This window comes from Parasphingomonas puruogangriensis, from assembly GCF_036663635.1.
Lineage (GTDB): Bacteria > Pseudomonadota > Alphaproteobacteria > Sphingomonadales > Sphingomonadaceae > Sphingomonas.
Genome location: NZ_JAXOJI010000006.1, coordinates 1 through 16,918 on the forward strand (window position 1 = coordinate 1; position 16,918 = coordinate 16,918).

Annotated in this window: 20 protein-coding genes and 1 pseudogene; 5 read left to right on the forward strand and 16 right to left on the reverse strand. The window is 62.6% G+C overall.

Annotated elements, in window-relative coordinates; genetic code table 11:
* Positions 1-764: 764 nt before the first annotated feature.
* The 16 genes and pseudogenes from U1739_RS14385 to U1739_RS14460 form a co-directional block, all read right to left on the reverse strand.
* A pseudogene (locus U1739_RS14385) lies at positions 765-902 on the reverse strand (tyrosine-type recombinase/integrase); the annotation flags it as partial.
* Positions 903-1,211: 309 nt separating this feature from the next.
* Entirely contained in the window at positions 1,212-1,589 is a 378-nt protein-coding gene (locus U1739_RS14390; RefSeq protein WP_332709260.1) for a hypothetical protein, read from the reverse strand.
* Between the two features lie 4 nt (positions 1,590-1,593).
* Entirely contained in the window at positions 1,594-2,340 is a 747-nt protein-coding gene (locus tag U1739_RS14395) for an eCIS core domain-containing protein (RefSeq protein ID WP_332709261.1), read from the reverse strand.
* A 364-nt stretch (positions 2,341-2,704) separates the two neighbouring features.
* The gene (locus U1739_RS14400) at positions 2,705-3,178 is read right to left on the reverse strand and encodes an SMI1/KNR4 family protein (RefSeq protein WP_332709262.1); all 474 of its coding nucleotides are present in this window, start codon (positions 3,176-3,178) and stop codon (positions 2,705-2,707) included.
* A gap of 110 nt (positions 3,179-3,288) precedes the next feature.
* Positions 3,289-3,600, reverse strand: coding sequence for a hypothetical protein (locus U1739_RS14405; protein ID WP_332709263.1), 312 nt, complete (start codon positions 3,598-3,600; stop codon positions 3,289-3,291).
* Between the two features lie 115 nt (positions 3,601-3,715).
* Positions 3,716-3,841: a hypothetical protein gene (locus U1739_RS14410; protein ID WP_332709264.1), complete on the reverse strand. Its 126-nt coding sequence runs from the start codon at positions 3,839-3,841 to the stop codon at positions 3,716-3,718.
* A gap of 33 nt (positions 3,842-3,874) precedes the next feature.
* Entirely contained in the window at positions 3,875-4,141 is a 267-nt protein-coding gene (locus U1739_RS14415) for a hypothetical protein (protein WP_332709265.1), read from the reverse strand.
* Positions 4,138-4,617 (reverse strand): SMI1/KNR4 family protein, encoded by a 480-nt coding sequence (locus U1739_RS14420; protein ID WP_332709266.1) that lies wholly within the window; start codon positions 4,615-4,617, stop codon positions 4,138-4,140. Before U1739_RS14420 ends, U1739_RS14415 begins: the two co-directional genes overlap by 4 nt.
* Before the next feature lie 70 nt (positions 4,618-4,687).
* A complete protein-coding gene (locus U1739_RS14425) occupies positions 4,688-5,104 on the reverse strand; it encodes a hypothetical protein (RefSeq protein WP_332709267.1) in 417 nt (138 codons plus the stop codon).
* Positions 5,105-5,235: 131 nt separating this feature from the next.
* Positions 5,236-5,787: a suppressor of fused domain protein gene (locus U1739_RS14430; protein WP_332709268.1), complete on the reverse strand. Its 552-nt coding sequence runs from the start codon at positions 5,785-5,787 to the stop codon at positions 5,236-5,238.
* A gap of 40 nt (positions 5,788-5,827) precedes the next feature.
* A complete protein-coding gene (locus U1739_RS14435; RefSeq protein ID WP_332709269.1) occupies positions 5,828-6,403 on the reverse strand; it encodes a hypothetical protein in 576 nt (191 codons plus the stop codon).
* Entirely contained in the window at positions 6,400-7,647 is a 1,248-nt protein-coding gene (locus U1739_RS14440) for a PAAR domain-containing protein (RefSeq protein ID WP_332709270.1), read from the reverse strand. The genes U1739_RS14435 and U1739_RS14440 overlap by 4 nt, the downstream gene beginning before the upstream one ends.
* Positions 7,648-7,674: 27 nt before the next feature.
* On the reverse strand, positions 7,675-8,124 hold the full coding sequence (locus U1739_RS14445) for a DcrB-related protein (protein WP_332709271.1): 450 nt from the start codon (positions 8,122-8,124) through the stop codon (positions 7,675-7,677).
* Positions 8,125-8,156: 32 nt separating this feature from the next.
* Positions 8,157-9,656 (reverse strand): type VI secretion system-associated FHA domain protein TagH, encoded by a 1,500-nt coding sequence (gene tagH / locus U1739_RS14450; protein WP_332709272.1) that lies wholly within the window; start codon positions 9,654-9,656, stop codon positions 8,157-8,159.
* Entirely contained in the window at positions 9,653-10,231 is a 579-nt protein-coding gene (locus tag U1739_RS14455) for a DUF6931 family protein (protein WP_332709273.1), read from the reverse strand. The genes tagH and U1739_RS14455 overlap by 4 nt, the downstream gene beginning before the upstream one ends.
* Positions 10,228-12,186 carry a type VI secretion system Vgr family protein gene (locus U1739_RS14460; RefSeq protein ID WP_332709274.1) on the reverse strand — a complete coding sequence of 653 codons (1,959 nt, stop codon included), beginning with the start codon at positions 12,184-12,186 and terminating at the stop codon, positions 10,228-10,230. The genes U1739_RS14455 and U1739_RS14460 overlap by 4 nt, the downstream gene beginning before the upstream one ends.
* A 194-nt stretch (positions 12,187-12,380) precedes the next feature.
* On the opposite strand from U1739_RS14460, the gene U1739_RS14465 reads away from it, so the two are divergent.
* The 5 genes from U1739_RS14465 (at position 12,381) to U1739_RS14485 (ending at position 16,893) form a co-directional block, all read left to right on the forward strand.
* Positions 12,381-13,151, forward strand: coding sequence for an OmpA family protein (locus tag U1739_RS14465; RefSeq protein ID WP_332709275.1), 771 nt, complete (start codon positions 12,381-12,383; stop codon positions 13,149-13,151).
* Positions 13,152-13,187: 36 nt separating this feature from the next.
* Positions 13,188-14,195 (forward strand): type VI secretion system protein TssA, encoded by a 1,008-nt coding sequence (gene tssA / locus U1739_RS14470; protein ID WP_332709276.1) that lies wholly within the window; start codon positions 13,188-13,190, stop codon positions 14,193-14,195.
* Positions 14,196-14,281: 86 nt separating this feature from the next.
* Positions 14,282-14,812, forward strand: a complete 531-nt coding sequence (gene tssB, locus U1739_RS14475; protein ID WP_332709277.1) for a type VI secretion system contractile sheath small subunit — start codon at positions 14,282-14,284, stop codon at positions 14,810-14,812.
* A gap of 36 nt (positions 14,813-14,848) precedes the next feature.
* Complete coding sequence (gene tssC / locus U1739_RS14480; protein ID WP_332709278.1) at positions 14,849-16,342, forward strand: type VI secretion system contractile sheath large subunit; 1,494 nt, start codon at positions 14,849-14,851, stop codon at positions 16,340-16,342.
* 56 nt (positions 16,343-16,398) lie between these two features.
* The gene (locus U1739_RS14485) at positions 16,399-16,893 is read left to right on the forward strand and encodes an Hcp family type VI secretion system effector (protein ID WP_332709279.1); all 495 of its coding nucleotides are present in this window, start codon (positions 16,399-16,401) and stop codon (positions 16,891-16,893) included.
* The last annotated feature ends 25 nt before the right edge of the window (positions 16,894-16,918 follow it).

Sequence of the window (16,918 nt, forward strand, 5' to 3'; positions counted from 1 at the left end):
TCTGGTCGGCGTGCCGGGGCTAATCGCTGCGATGCAGGCCTGAGCGCCCCGCGCTAGCACGCGCCGCTATCAGCGCTGCTCGACCACCGTTCTCACACAGCCTCGGTGGAAAGCGGAGTGGCGGCTTCAGAAAATTCTCTCTACATAGCCGGACACTCGTTGGCGCGCACCCTGGGCCGCGGCTACGCGCCCGAACTCCAGCCATTCTGCTCAAGCGGACTCGCCAAAAGGCGAATTAGACGTAGTGCCGGGCACCCGTCGGAAGAAGCACGGCCGGAAAATAAACGGCGGAGGCTAACGAACCGCACGGCTGCCACGTCAATCTTCGCCGTCAGCAGCCTTTGCCGACCGCGCCTCTCGCAGCAGGCCTAGCCAGATATCTGGCGGAGGCGGTAGCCCGGCATGCCTGCACGCCATCGCGAGTACCGGCCAGTGGCCTAGCGAGATAGCGGACAGATTTCAAACCCCGTCGGCGATACGCACTAGCCTCCAGCATGCGCATCGCGCGCTCGCCGTCCGCTGTGATCGGCACTGCGCCGAACGATGCCCCGTGCGACCGCTCGCCCGAGTATAGGAGGTCCTCGCTGTCGACGCCCGCCAGCAAGAGCGCATGTTGCATCGGCTCAGTTCCTCCTTGGCGAACTCGGAAAGGAAGCGGGCGCCTAGCCCCTCGCCGAAGGTCGACGCCCAGAGTGAGAGCAGAGGATAGGGGGAGCTGCCCTTCGTCTGACCCTCGCGATATTCGGAAGTGCGCTCGTGCACGTGACCACATCGTAACCGCGCAGTTTGCTGTCGATCGCGAAGTTGAAGAGCGCTCGATCCCGCAAGCGCTGGTGCTGGTCAAGCCAGAAGCGAATAGCCCAAACTTGATGCGGTTTCAGCGCGCACTTCGCGCCTAGCATTCGGCCCTCGTTCCAAGGGCGGAGTTCTTCGAAGGCTGGATCTAACGACAAGTGTCCAATCGCTTATCTCCACAGTTTCGCGTCGACGTTGCGGAGTTGAGCGGAAAAGGCAGATAGCCGTTCCCTTTTATGGTTGGTGCTATGCGGGCGGATCATCGGCCGCGATCGGGAAAGCCAGGTCGGCAGGCGAATGCCTGCACTTAGGGCTATTCTGCATTTTAGTCGTATAGACTTGCCATCTTTCCGGCTGCAAAGCGCAGGGCCATGTACCCGTCACGGGGGAAGCTCGTTTCCGTAACCAGGCATGGATCAGTCGAGGACAGTCAGGTCGCCTGTCGGTGAGATACTAAAATCACGCGTCAAGCTGAAGCCACCACCAGACATCCGGACCCTGTAGGAAACGTCCGGCCGCAGGTTAAGAGCGGGAGCTTCTTGCGCGAGTTCGGCAGTCTCGCGACCGTAACTGATTATCGAGACGCATTTGTCGCTGTGTAAGGCCGTGACCCGCCACACTGGTTGAGCCTCCTCGGGCTCGACTTGCGAAACGCTGGCCGTTTTGATGCAGGCCGGCTCTTCGCCCTCTCCAGAGACTGCCGCAAAGCGCAGATCTTGCGCTGAACCGCTGACATCAACGCGGTCGACACCGATATTGCACGCTGCAAGAGCGAGCGCTAAAAGTAAAAGCATAGGCCTAAAGTCCATAGATGCCGGTGCCTTTCAATCGGCGCTGCAGCGCCGCTCGTTGGAGCGCCAACTTTGGATTAGTTGAATGAAGTAGGGTGTAGTAGTCGCTTACCATTTCGGCCTGACCCTCAATCATTTCGACATTAAACTGGCGGCGACGCTTGCCATATTTATACATCTCACCCGCTTTGCCGCGCACCGCCGTCATGTCGGCGCCATATCGTACGGCGAACTGGGCATAACCCATCTCACGATATTGGATTGTGTGCATGACCTCATGCATCAACAGCGCTGCCCCCTCGGGTTTGCTCATTAGATCCTTCTTCGGCCAATTGGACGCGGGCCTGAGATATATTGTATTGCCTATCGTAATCGCAGGATTACCGTTTTCAAATGCCGCGCGCGGGATCGACGATAGGCCGGGTCCATTAACGACACGCAACAGGTCAGGTCGCGCACGGTAGCCGTACGCATCGGCGATCGCGAGGCGTTCCCGCGCGGTCAGCACACGAGCATCGGGACCACGCCAACTGTCAGCCAGCATGTCCGCCAAATGATGTGGCAGACGAACCAGCATCTGCACAGCATCGACCGCCAACTGAGCACTGTTCGTTACCACGCGGCGTGCGCCACTAACGGCCTCGCCGACGAGCAAACCGGGGAGGGTCAGCGCGCGCTCAACAAAGGCTTGTTCCATCCGGGCAAGCGTGGAGGCCGCGGTGCGGCGGAAGGCTTCTAGTGGATCAGGGATCATCGTCCTATCTCCTTTGCCACGCCGTTCTTGCAGACTCGGCGATCACAGTCCTACGTACAGTAAATTATAAGCCTAGTCAGACTTACGGACCCGCGCAACGCACGTAACTCTCCGCACCGCCAGATCTTGCTATTGCGGAAAGATGCAGTGCGCAATATTGGAAAAAGCGTCCTATCCGATGGTGACGATTTAACAGTTCAGGGATTTCCGTGAAAGCCCCGCGCGAAATAGGTTCAGCGATCTCAGTCGCTTGTGATTGTCCGCCACCGCGAGATCATATTGTATGGGTGGCAACTGCGTATCGCAGCGCCGCACGATAGGCCGCGGCGCTCATCCCGGTGCGGATCGTGTTCAACCAACAGCGTCATGATCCGGCCTCGTCTGGTTTCAGGTTGGCGATGAAGGCGGCGAAATCGTCGGCGACGAACGTCATATTGGGAAAATCGGCGATGCATGTGCCGCCGTCTTCGGGCTCGCGTTCGTGGCCCCAGAAGAATATCTGGCCATGCGTTCCGGGTTCGACGCTGACGATGAATATATTGCCCGCCGGATCGTCGGCGAACGGCAACGATTGCATAGGGATACGGTCCATGCTGCGCAGCATGGCGTAATCATCGAAGATATTGTAGCTCGGGGCACGCGTCGAATACACGTAATTGAGCACCGTATCGTCACCTGGAATGGTCACGATATGGTCGCGAAAATGACCGCCATTACTTTGGCTAAGGAACGCCCAATAGCTTCCCGGTACGATGGCTTGAACCATTGCCTCAAGCCTGGTGCGATCTTCGTCCGGCGCTGGCTCGGCGCGCGCCTCCAGCAGGGGGAGATAATTCATCGTTGGCCTCCGTGACTAAATACCGCTTCTCGCCGTCTTGTGGCCATCGCCGGACATCGAACCGCGGCCCTTAAGCGCTATTCACCATGTGCCCATCGGTGGCTGAGCCGCTAAAGATCTGCCCGCGTGCGTAGGAAGCGCAGGTATTTTGGGTCCTCGTCGGCGAAAATATCGTCGCCCTCGGCCATATAGGCGCGCATCAATTCGTCGGCAGCGGCGTCGTCTTCACCTTGGTCCAACAATACCTCACCGCGGCGCAGGTGCAAGAAGGGATTGCCGATCGCCCCAGGGCAGGTCATCGCATAGTCGAGCGCCTCGCGTGCCGATGTCAGATAACCGCCTTTGAACGAAGCATCGGCTATTGCCGCCAATATCCATGTCGAGGCTTCCCACTCGTTCTTGGTTCGGGGACCAATCCCCATGCCTTGTTATACGCCGCGATCGACGCCTTAATATCGTTGCGCTCCAGCAACAGATATCCTTCGGCGCAATAGTGCTGGGTTTCCTCGTGTGTCACCTCGTTCAATTCCAACGGTGTCATTTCAGCCTCGACCCTTGCCCGACCCATTGATACATGACGATCGCGCGCTCGTTTTCGCGCGACAGATAGATGCGGAAGAATTCGGGGCGGTCGTAGATCAGGATATAGTTCGGATGCGGCATCGACCAGGTCCGGTCGCACGGCCCGAGCACGCGCTATACCGCATCACCCGTCATCCCGATCGCGATACCGTTGATCTCGCCCTTGAAGCCGGGGCCGTATTCCACGCTATCCACGGTGCTGCCGTCGCTGTTGAACACGATGGCGATGCCCAGATCGGCGAATTCCTGGAACGGAATCGGATCGTCCGCCACCGCTGCATCGTATTGCATCGGCGGCAACGGGGCGTCGCCCAGCGCCGCACGATACGCCGCCGCGCTCATCCCGGTGCGGATCGTGTTCAACCGGCCGAGCAGCGTCACGATCCGTCCTCGTCCGCCTTCAAATTGGCGATGAAGGTGGCGAAGTCATCGGCCAGATCGATCATGTGGGGGAAATCGGCAAGGCGCGCACCGCCATCTTCGGGCTCATTCTCATGATCCCAGAAAAATACGTGTCCATATGTGGCGGGCTCGAGGCTGATCAGGAACTTGTTGCCGCCCGGATCGTCCGCGATCGGCAGCGATTGGACCGGGATACGGTCCATACCGCGCAGCATGCGATACTCCGCGACGATATCGTATCCCGGGTCGATCGTCGTGAACATGTAGTTGAGCACCGTCTCGTCGTCCAGTTGCGGCAGATCGACCGTACTGTTCCGGAACGTCCCGCCATTGCTCTGACGAAGATAGTCGAGATAGCTTTCGGGCAGCGGCGCATCGATCAGCGCTTCGAGTTTCGCGACGTCCGCCTCCGAAATGGGGGCGGCGCGCGTATCGAGTAGGCTGAGATAATCCATCAAGGTCCTCCACGACTATGCGCCGTCTTGTGGCCATGGCCATGCAACGAACCGCAGCCGCTGGTTCCGATCAGCGGAACTCGCCCTCGCGGTATGTCGGGGGGCCAAGTTCCTCCTGAATGATTGAATCCGATTTGAAGATTTTCTCGGCGCCTTCGGCAGATGTTAGCAATGTATCGACATCACCCGCCAACCACTCGGCATCCTCGTCGAGAAACAAGGATCCCGTCTCCAGCAGATATAGGCCCGGTCCCTGCAGGCCGTCACCATAGACGAGGATTTCACCGCCGCCATTGTCGCCTAACGGCATGGCGCCGGGGATCATCGCCGAAACGCCGTACGCCGCGTCCATCGCCAGAACTTCCTCTGGGCCCCACAGCCGCAACTCGCCGCGATCGTTCCACAGCAAGGTCACCGCAGTCGCTTCCTCGACCAGGGATCGATATCCGGCGGGCAGCTCCGGGTAGCTATCGATCGCGCGCTGCACATCTTCCGCCCGGGCGGGTGGGCCGTATTGGAAGATGCGAAAGGATGCGTGGAGCAGCATTGGTCGTGTTCTGAGGCCCCTATTCAAGCGATTGGCGAGCCGTTGAGACCGATGCAGACCTACCGGCGTGGTCAAACAACGCTGCCCCGCTGCGGATCAAGATAGTCGAAGGCGGCCTGCTCAAATGCTTCTTCCAAAGCTTCCAAGCCATCCGCCTTTTTGTATTCCACTTCGGAGAACGTGACAGGAATAAGCCAGTAGAATTTTATGTCCCGCTGCTCGACAGTCAGCGTCTCCAGCGTCGGGCCATCGAGATAGGGCAGAGAGATCAGTCCGTAGCTGCATTTGGATTCCCCGATCCACGCCCGCCCGAAATTGACCGAATGCTCTACATCGAGCTTTGCAGCAGTGCGATGGAAATGTGCGGTGACGACAAGCAGCTCGACCAGTTCATCTGCCTGCCATGGACTGAACAGGTGCAATTCAATGGGGTTGGCATCCGTATGTGAGGACATGCACCGCGTGGCATAGGTCCACATCGTCCGCTCGCCATGCGGCGGAAAGCGCAGCACCACGAACCCTTCCGGCAAATCACGTGTCGGCCCGGCGGTGAATTCGCACTGCTCCGGTGTGCTGTGCCAGACATACCGACAGTGATTCTCGATGCTGGTCTGCCAGGTCACTGGCGGTGTTGCTTTCCTGCCGGACCTGAACATCGCGCTATCAGGCCTTGAGCTGGGCTTCAAAAATCAGGCCGACATCGGCATCCCCTAACGACGGCAATTGAGAGCAGGCAGCGGCAGATGACCGATAAGCCTCGATATCATCGTTCTTGACGATGAACCTCTTATACGCATCGTATGCGTTCGCCTGCGCCAGAATGAATGACTGGAAGGTGGCGGCCATGGCGCGAATGCTCGGGGGTTCGTCGGTCAGGTCGAGCAGGCCGACGCCCTGCGGCGATACGAAGATGCTTCCTGCACCATAGTCGCCGATGAAGAGCAGATCGCCACTTGCTTCGAACTGCTGGCGGATGCCGCGATCGTAATGCGCAATCTGTTCTGCCGAGGTAGCGCCAGCGGCAGGCGCAAAACGGAACGCGCCAATCTCCTTCCCTCGCAGATCGACGGTCGACAGCACCGCTGCTGCGCCGGCGGGCAGCGGCTCCGAAAGGCGTTCATCAGACAATTCTATTACGATCGATTCGGCGAGCTCGGCATACAGTTCCGGATCAGCTGCCTTGAGCGGCGCAAGCCAGCTTGCAGAAAGGGTGGGCAGCTTTTGAAGCGTTTCGATCATGGGCCGTGCCATATGTTGTAGTTTCCAGCGCCGCGGTGAACATCTTGGGGCAGCGGTATCGCGATGTTACCTTGGTTATAGTGATGATGCTCGATCGTCTGATTTTTATAGCCGCTATGCTCGGGAAAGCTGTCTGTCCAGGTCTTGTCGACCTTGGGAGACATTCCGAGTTCGTCAATACGATAACGATTGCCGGGGCTGAGGGTTTCCGGGTGATTTTCCTTCCATTGGCTCCAGAATTGTCGTTGATCCCGGATCTCGCCTGTTGCGGTCCTGCCGGCGCCCGGCGCGTTCGGATTGAAGCTGCGCGTATCGACACTCCAATTGGGATCGGGCCGACCGGGATTGGCTGGATCGTAGCGCGTCTGAAAGGGTGACTGGGAGGAAGCCGGCGGCCGCCGCACGATGCTGACATTGCCGCCGTTCATGCCGAGTTTGTTGGGATCGACCTTGATCTGGTAGTTTCGGTTGAACGCCTGCGTGCCCTTGGTGCCCGCCGCGCCGCCGACCATGCCGCCGAGGAAGCCGCCGGCCACCTCCAGTGAGCGGATCCCAGCTTCGGACATGCCGAGCGCTTCGCCGAGCGCGCGGCCGCCTGCCGCGCCGCCGATCGCGCCGACATAGCCTAATACCGCGCCGCCGATCGTCGCCGCCACGCCGACCGTGGCGATGGCGAACGGCAAGGCGGCGATCGCGCCGGCGATGCCCAGCACCTGCAGCGTGGTCACTGCCCAGGCCGGCACTTCGGGCTGGATCGACACGCGCGGATCCTGCGCGCTCTCGCCGCCGATGAACACGTTGGGGGAGACCTGCGGTACGGATTGCGCGCTGCAGCCGATTTTCTCGGTCTGGCGGCCGGCCATGCCGAAATTGATGAACACGGTGGACGAGCCGGTGGCGAGCGGCAGCGGGGCGCCGCTTTCCTTGCTGCAGGCGGCGAACGAGCCGGCGGTGAAGGTCGCCGGGCGACCGTTGACGAACACGTTGGGCGATCCGGTGACGAACTTGCCGCACGGCGGGCCCATCGACGCCTCGCCGATATACATGCCGCTCAGGCCACCGGCGGAGACCAGGCTTGCCGCCGCGCCGGCCGCCGCGACCAGCGCCAGCCCGCCCGTCGCCACCGTCGCCGCGACCAGCACCGCGCCCACGGCGGCGCCGGCGAGGATACCGAGCAGCATGCCGGTGCCGGCATTGCTGTGCGCGATATCGTCGCCGACGCGTGCCGCGGGCATCATCGTCATCGAAGCGCTCCGTGCGTCATCGGCCGATCAGTGCTGCCGGTCGCGCGCCGGCGCGATGACCAGATCGGCCAGGCCCTGGTCGAACGCTGCTTCGTGGGCGGCATAATCGTCGAGCGCGGCGGTGGCAGTGAACGTCACCACCACGCCCGACCCGGCGGAAATGAAGAATACGCGCTGGCGCAGCGTGCCCGCGCCGGACATCCAGGTGAACAGGATCTGGAACGCATCGCGCTCCTCGACCCGGCCCGGCCCCTCGCTCTCGCGATGGAATTGCGGCAGCGTGGTGCGGAAGCCGTCGATCTGGCGCGTGCAATATTCGCGGAACGTTTCTTCCGCGCCCAGCGCATCGCGTGCGATCAGCATGTTGGCGGCAATCGCCTGGCCAGGCTGCGGCGGCGCCGAATAGATCACCATGGTCTTGTCGACCCACCCTTCCGGGCGTGTGCCGCTAACGGCGATATCGGGTGTCGTGGCCACAATCATTCCCATCCTGCTTCAAGCGATCACGTTCAGCCGTCGCGTCGTGCCTGATCGTTATAGGCGCGACGAAATTCCTTGGCGAAGACATCCATGAACGCTTCGTCCGATCCTTGCGCGACCCCGCCGAATTCCTTCTCATACGCTTGCCACAGCGCGGCGTCGCGTGCCGCGGGCAAAATCCGTTCGAGCAGTCCGCCGGATTCGGCGCGGCCGCGGATCGCGGTCGGCGAAAAGCGATCAAGCGTAGCTTTGAGCGCGCCCTGCATCGCGCGGAGCGTGGCCATCTGGTGCGATTGCAGATCGACGAACGCATCCTCGATCGCGCGTTCCGCATCCATGAAACCGCGTTGCGGCGGATTGAGCAGCATCGCCAGCGCCTCGTCCGGCGTGCGCGCGAACTTGATCGGGTTGTTGCCTTCGGGGTTGAACGCGGTGGTCTCGGCGCCAAGCTGCGCCTTGGCGCGGGCGCGCGCCTCGACCATCACCACGAGCCCGGCCACCAGGCGGTGCAGCAGGCGACCGCCGCGACCAAGCACGTCGGCCGAACGATCGGCGACCAGCGCCGTGCTCAGCCCGGTGGCCGCGATGAACTGCTCTGGCCCGCCGGGCGCTGCCGGCGTCGTCGTCTGGGCGGCCGGGGGCGCGGCCATGGGGGCGGGCGCTGCCGGCGGCGGGGCGGGTGTTCCCCAGCCATCGTCGCTGGCCCCGAACCGCGCCATCTGCGGTGTTTCGACCGGCAGCGCCGCGCGCGGCGCGGCGGGGGCGAGGCCGAGCGGGTCGCGTGGCGGCTCGACCGGCTGGCCGAAGCCACCGCGCGCCCAATCGACCACATTGCCCTCGGCGATCCGGCCCCACACGTCATCGGGCGAGGGCGCCGCCGGGCGATCGGGGGCGGCGCTCGACCAGCCCGAGGCGGGCTCGGGGGTGGGGGTGGCCGCCGCCCAGGCCGAGGAAACGGGGGCTTCGGGCGCGGCAATCGGGGCGGCCCAGCCACCCGAGGTTGGCGCTGGCGCAAACGCGCGCGGCTGATCCGTGCGGGCCAGCGACGGGCCGAGCTGCGGCTGCCACCCCGCGCTGGTGCTCGCGGCGGGCGGCGTCGCGGATGCCCAGCCCGAGGCGGGCGCAGCGGGGCGCTCGGCAACGGCGGCGCCCTCGTCCCAGCCGCGCCAGGGCTGCACGGCGGGCGGGGTCTCGTCGTCACGTAGGCCGGCCTGACCGCTGAGCCGGGCGCCGATTTCATACTGGCCGATCTGCAGGACATCGCCGTCGTCGATCCGATGCGGCGCGGGCAACCGCGCGCCGGCGCCGTTGAGGAACGTGCCGTTGGTGCTGAGATCGGTGAGGACATAATGCTGCCCGTCGAACGTCACTTCACAGTGCCGCGACGAGATATGGCTGCGTGGATCGGGCAGGCTCCAGTCGCAGGTCGGCGCGCGGCCGATCACCGCGCCGCGGCGATGCATGACGAATTCGAGCGGCATGCCGTTGTCTAGCCCGGCGACGTTGCGGATCGAGAGCGTTAGCGTCATGCCGCGGTCAGCGCTGGCAAGCCGCCTTCCGCTATCCGTTCGGCCAGCAGCAAGGCGCGCTCGAGCACCCTGTCGGGCGCATCGGTACGATAGGCGGCGGATTTCACCGCAGCGACGGCATAACGCAGGCAGGCCTCGGGCGGCGCCAGCAGCGGGGGCATGCCGGGATCGGCGATCGAACTGCCCGAATAATAGACGGCGAGCCCGAGCCGGTTTTCGGCGCTACGGGGGCTGGCGGCCACCGCGGCGGCCTGGGTGGCGCGGCGATTGACATCGGTCGGCTCGTCGAGCCAGCGCAGCGCATGATCGAGCGCGAGCCGGTCGCGTACCGGCAATTCCCGAATGCGCGACTCCGCGTCGAGCACCCGAGCCGCCCAGGCCACCGCCTCGAGCCGGGGCAGCGCATGGCCGATATAATCGAGTGCGTCGGCAGTGTCGCCGTCACGCTTGATGGCGACATAGCCGGCCTGGATGTCGAGCGCCGCGTCGGGCAGATCATATTCGTCGACATCGGCGTCGATCAGCAAGGCCACTTGCCGGGCCTGGGTGAGCTTGATCGTGGGCCAGGGGGTCATGGATTGATCAACGTCTTGACGCCCTTCAGCACCAGATCCGCGCCCGCTTTGACCATCGTCGACATGCCCCGGACGAGCATTTCCACCCGGCCGGTGATGTAGACGTTGTTGGCGCTGATGCTGATCGCGTCGGTCGTCATGAAGATTTTCGACTGGCCGACCTTGAGCAGGATGCTCGTGCCGGCCTTGACCACCAACGTCTGGCCGACCAGCAGCGTGTCGTTGACACCGACCTTGGTCTCGCGGTTATTGACCACCTTGCCGGTTTCGTCGTTGCCGATCTCGAACGTCCGGTCGAAGCCGACGACCTCGTCCTGATTGTGGCCGACATGATGCGTCTGATCGAAGCGGACGCGCACGTTCTGATCGCGTTCGGCGTGGACGAACATCTCCTCGACGCCGCCTTTGTCCTCGAAACGGATCTCGTTGGCGCCGGGCGCGCCGGTGTCGAGCGCGCGGGCCTGCGGATATTGGCCGGTGTCGCCGTAACGCTGGGTGCGCCACAGCGCGCGCGTCTTGTTGGCGGGCAGATCGTAGATCGGCATGTGCGATTTGTTGAACACGCGGCCCACGACCAGCGGGCGATCAGGATCGCCGTGGAGGAAATCGACCAGCACCTCATGCCCGACGCGCGGCAGGATGAGATTGCCGAGGCCACCGGTCTGCGACACGCGGACCCAGCAGGTCGATTTTTCGCCCGGCGTGGGCCCGCGATCCCAGTGAAAGCGCACTTTCACCCGGCCATATTCGTCGGTGTAGATCGTCTCGCCGGCGGGGCCGGTGACGATCGCGGATTCTAGGCCCTGGACCACCGGGCGCGGTGTGGTGTGCGGCGCCTGGAACACAGTATCCGCCGGGATCGCTTCGAAGCGGGTGTTATACTCGTCTTCGTCCTCCTGCTGCCCGGAGCGGTAGGTCTCCGCGGCGATGCTGTGGTAGGTCGAGGTGATCAGATAGGACGCATTCATACGCTCGGCGGGATGGCCGCTGACCGCGACGGTCGACCCGCAGGAAAGGCCGCTGGCCTGTGACGTGCCGGCGAACACCCGGCGGTTGGCGCGCAGGCCATCGAGGATCGTGCGGCCGCGCTCTTGACCGGTCTTTTCCTGGTCCTCCCGCCCGGTCTTCTCGCGCGTGTAGCGGCCGGGATAGAGGAATATCTCGCGATCGTCGCGCGGATGGCTGCCTTCGGCAGCGTGGACCGCGCTGAGCGGCTTGTCCGGCGATTCGAAATCGAAATCGCGATAGGTGATCTTGCTTTCCGCGCTGGTCGAGACGCGTTCGGTCCAACTCTGCAGTTGTGACGCCGGCTTGGCGAAGCGGGATGTCGATTCCGCGGCGAATACCGAGACCGAATTGGGATTGTATTCGAGCTTGGCGGGCGTGCCCGGGACATGCCCCTGCGGCCCTTCGCACAATATCATGACATGGCGATCGGCATCGTGGCGGAAGTAATAATAGATCCCTTCTTCCTCCATCAGGCGGGAGGTGAAGGCGAAATCGCTCTCGCGATACTGTACCGTATAGGCGCGCGGCACGCGTGACTTGGTCAGGCGGGAATAGTCCACGTCGGAGACGCCGGCGGTTTCGAACACCTGCTTGATGATCTGCACGACCGTCAGATCCTGGAAGATCGCCATGTCGCGATTCTGCGACAGAAAATAGGTCCATGGCTGTAGCGTCAGGCGATAATGATGGCCGCTAGTGCTTTCCTTGCCATAGTCGGCAGCGATGATCAGGCCGTGGAAGTGGCGCTGGATCTGATCGTCTTCGAGCACGGTCAGCGCGGTCGGTTTGCCCAGATGCGGCTGTAGATCGATCTCCAGCGGCGAGATGATCTCCGCCGTGATCACGAACGGACGGCTGAGCGCCTCGGTGCTTTCGATTCGCTCCAGCACGACCTGTTCGCCGACATCGATCGACATCTGGGTCAAACGGGATGTCGCGCCTGACACGATCGGGCTCCTTCGCAACCGTTAGTGGCCGTCGCGGACACTGCACAACGATCGTCAATACAGAGCGCGCCGGGGCCGCACAACCGCGAACGATCATTACAGTGTTATGACTAAATCATTGTACTTGCCGGATGCTTAACGATGCCAACTTGCGAGTTCGGTTGGTTGAGCTTAGGTTAGCGGAGCAGATCGCGGTGCTGTTAGTCGGAGATTACGACATGGGCTTCCTTTCGTTACGCTGGGCGCTGGCCGGATCGGTCGCGCTGGCCATGCCGGCCTTGGCCGATCAGCCCAAGCCGCAACCCCGACCCAGCGTCGAGGGCTATCTGTGCACCTTTGCCGGCAAGTGCGGGCCGCAGGCGAGCGATCCGACGGTGACCCGCGACGCGCCCGAAACCAAAGGCTTCCGCCTGGCCCGGCCAACGGCGGATAAGTCCGCGACCACGGTCAGCAGCCCGCGCGCCAATGCCGTCGCCACCTCGACCCGCCCAGGTCGGCGCGACAACCGCGCTGCGGCGGGGCGGCGCAAGGCCGGGCGCGAAGCGGCGTGGCTGGCGCCGACGCCGCCGGTCCCGGCCTATAGCGCGGCGCAGGCGCGCCAGTACGGCAACGGCCAAAGCGGCGCCGCGCGGCGCGCCGATCTGATGATCGGCTTCGATCTCAATTCGGCGACGATCAGCGGTGAGGGCAGGGCCTCGGCCAGCGTGTTCGCGCAGTCGCTGCTGCGGCCGGAACTGTCGGGCAAGAAGTTCGTCATCGAAGGTCATACCGATCTGCGCGGTGGGCGGCAGATCAACCTGGCGCTATCGGCACGACGCGCGCAGGCCGTCGCCGATTTCCTCGCCGCCCGCGGCGTCGATCGGTCTCGGCTGGTGACGCGCGGCGTGGGTCCAGACGTGCCGCTGGCCGGTCATGCTGCGACCGACCCGCGCAATCGCCGGGTCGAAGCCGCGTTGCTGCCCTGACGTGACCGCGATGACGCTGGTCGGACGGCAACGAACATGACCCTCGACAGCTTGCTGGCGCCGGTATCGGACGACACGCCGGCGGGGCCGGATTTGTCCTATGATGCCGAACGCCAGGCGATTGAGCAGGCGTTCGAAACACAAGGCTATTCGTCCGAAGTGGACGAGGATGTCGATTGGCGCGAAACGCTCAAGCTGATCGAGGCGCAGAGCCTGCGCACCAAGGATGTGTGGCTGGCGGTCTATATGGCGCGCGCCGGCACGCGGATTGGGTCGCTCGAGACGATCGAGACCGGCTGCGCGCTGCTCGCCGGTTTGTTCGAGCACTATTGGGACAGCGTGCACCCGACGCTGGAGGAATATGGCCTACAGGGCCGCAAGGGCGCGTGTGAATCGCTGACCCGCATCGCCGAGTTCCTGCGCCCGTTGCAGCAGACCGTGCTGATCGAGCATCCCCGGCTGGGCAGCTATTCAGGCGACGATTTCGCGCGTTTCGCCCGTGACGGCGAAAGCGCGGACGGCTTTGGCATGTTTCGCGCGGCGATGGCCGATACGTCGCTGGAATCGCTGCAACAAGTCGTCTCGCGGCTTGAGGCGATCGAGCAAGCGTTGCGCCGCGCCGACGGCATTTTGGGCGCGCACGCGGTCGCCGCCGGCGAACTCGGCACCAACTTCGCCCCGACGTTCGACGCGCTGGCGGCGATCCGCCGTGCGATCCTGCCATATATGGGCGCCAGCGCGTCGGCGGAGATCGATCAGGTCGATGCGACCGACGCTGGCGACAGTGACTCAGCAAGCGGCGCCGTGCGTACAGCAGGTCGCATCGACAGCCGCGAAGATGTCATGCGCGCGCTGGATGCGATCGGCGACTATTACCAGCGGCGCGAGCCGTCGAGTCCGATCCCGATAGCGTTGCGCCGCGTCCGCGGATGGATTGCGATGGATTTCATGGCGATCCTCAAGGACATCGCGCCCAACAGTGTCAGTGACGTAGGCGCGGTATTGCTCGCGCGCGTTGACGACTCAGGGTATTCGGATATGTGACTGACGAAAATCGTTTCGGTTGGAGCTAAATTCGGTTTCGCGTATTTAGAACTGTGCCGATCTTTAAAAATCGAAGGGGACGATAGATGGCGATCAAGAGCGGACAGCGGTTCATCCGGGAAAATAGGGCGCCGCGCGTGCATATCGCGTATGAAGTCGAAACCTATGGCGCGCGCCAGAAGATCGAATTGCCGTTCGTGATGGGCGTGATGTCGGATCTATCGGGCAAGAGCCATGTCGAGCGCAAAGCCGCCGAGGCGCGCGAGTTTGTTGACTTCGACATGGACAATTTCGACCAGCGCATGGAGGCGATCGCGCCGCGCGCCGCCTTCAACGTCGACAATACCCTATCGGGCGACGGCAAGCTGGCGGTCGACCTGACGTTCAACACGATGGAAGATTTCACGCCCGGCGCGATCGCCCGCAACGTCGAGCCGCTGGCGAAATTACTCGAAGCGCGCACGCAGCTCGAAGATCTACTGTCATATATGGATGGTAAGAACGGCGCGCAGGAGTTGCTCGACAAGGTGTTGAAGGATCCGGCGCTGCTCGCGGCGCTGTCGGCGGCGAAAACCGATAGCGCGGCGGGCGACGGAGCCGAACAGCCCACGACCTAAGCGAATCAACTTTCAGCACCGGATTGGAACGACGCTATGGCGCAAGAAGCGCTCTCCCCGACAGGATCCCAGGCCCAGGAGCAGGACGTCGTCCTCGACGATTTCTCGGCGCTGTTGCAGAAGGAATTCAAGCCGGCCGACGATGTGCGCAAGTCGCGTATCGAACAGGCGGTGCAGACCCTGGCCGAGCAGGCCTTGTCCAACGCGGCAATGATCGGCGGCGACGTGTTCGCCACGGTAGATGCGATGCGCGCCGCGCTCGATCGCAAGCTCAGCGAGCAGGTCAACAAGATCATCCATCACGAGGAATTTCAGAAGCTGGAATCGGGCTGGCGCGGCCTGCACTATCTCGTGATGAACACTTCGACCGGTAAGGACCTGAAGATCCGGGTCATGAACATGTCGAAGGAGGAATGCCGGCGGATGTTCCGCCAGTATCGCGATGCGGCATGGGACCAGAGCCCGCTGTTCAAAAAGGTGTACGAATCCGAATTCGGCCAGCTCGGCGGCCAGCCATATGGCGCGTTCGTGTGCGACTACACGTTCGATCATTCCGGGCCCGACCTTGAAGTGATGAAGGGCCTGGCGCGAATCGGCGCAGCAAGCCACGCGCCGTTCATCGCCGCCGCGGCGCCGTCCTTGCTCGGTATGGAAAGCTGGACCGAATTGTCCAACCCGCGCGACATCAGCAAATTGTTCGACGCCACCGATTATCTCGCCTGGCGCTCGTTCCGCGCCTCGGAAGACAGCCGCTACATGGCGCTGGCCATGCCGCGTTTCCTGGGTCGCCCGCTATATGGTGCGAAGACGGAGCCGGTCGAAGGGTTCGATTTCGAAGAAGAGACCGACGGCGATCATGACCACCACCTATGGGTCAACGCCGCCTATGCCATGGGCACGCGCATCACCGAGGCATTCAACACCTATGGCTGGTGCACGCGTATCCGCGGCGTCGAATCCGGCGGTACGGTCGAAGACCTGCCGACCGCGATGTTCCCGACCGACGATGGCGGAATCGATCTTAAGTGCCCGACCGAAATCGCCATCTCGGATCGCCGTGAGGCAGAGCTGTCCAGCGCTGGGCTGATGGCGCTGATCCATCGCAAGAATACCGACCAAGCGACGTTCATCGGTGCGCAAACGCTGCACCGGCCCAAGACCTATGACCGGGCGGATGCCACGGCCAACGCCAATCTGTCGGCGCGTTTGCCGTACATCTTCGCCAGTTGCCGATTCGCGCATTACCTCAAGTGCATGGTGCGCGACTGGGTCGGCGGCACGCGCGAGGCGGACCAGTTGCAGCGCGACCTGAACAATTGGGTCCTGCAATATGTCGATGGCTCCCCATCGACGTCGAGCGAAGAAACCAAGGCACGACTGCCGCTGAAGAACGCCGCGATTGAGGTCGTCGCAGACGAGTCCAATCCTGGTTTCTATCTTGGTAAGTTTATGTTTGTGCCGCATTATCAGCTGGAAGGTATGGACATCGCCCTCAGCATGGTTTCTAGACTACCCAAATCAAGCGGGTAACATTACGTAACATAGGCGTAACAATAACACGCCGCAGTAAGATAGAGGAGATAGTCATGGCTGTTGATCTGTTCTTGAAAATTGATGGCGTGAACGGTGAGTCACGTAAGAAGAATCATCAGGACGAAATCGATATCATTTCGTTCGACTTTGGTGCGGTGCAGCACGGCTCGTTCCACACCGGCGGCGCCGGCGGTGGTGCTGGCAAGGCGGAAATTTCCGACATCCGCATCCAGAAGGAAGTCGATAAAGCGTCGCCGCTGCTGTTCAAGGCATGCGCCTCGGGCAAGCACATCAAGGAAGCGGTGATCTATTCGCAAAAGGCCGGCGATGGCGCCAACCCGCTGACCTATTATAAGATCAAGCTGGAAGACATCATCATCTCCGACATCCACAATTCGGGTTCGTCGGGGGGCGATTCGATCATGGAATCGGTGACGTTCAACTGCGCCAAGGTGACCTTCGACTATCAGGCGCAGAATGCGGCTGGCGGCAAGGACGGCGGCGTCGTGACGGCATATTACGATATCCGTCAGAACGAAGCGGGCTGATCGGTTTCGTCCGCGAGGAGCAACG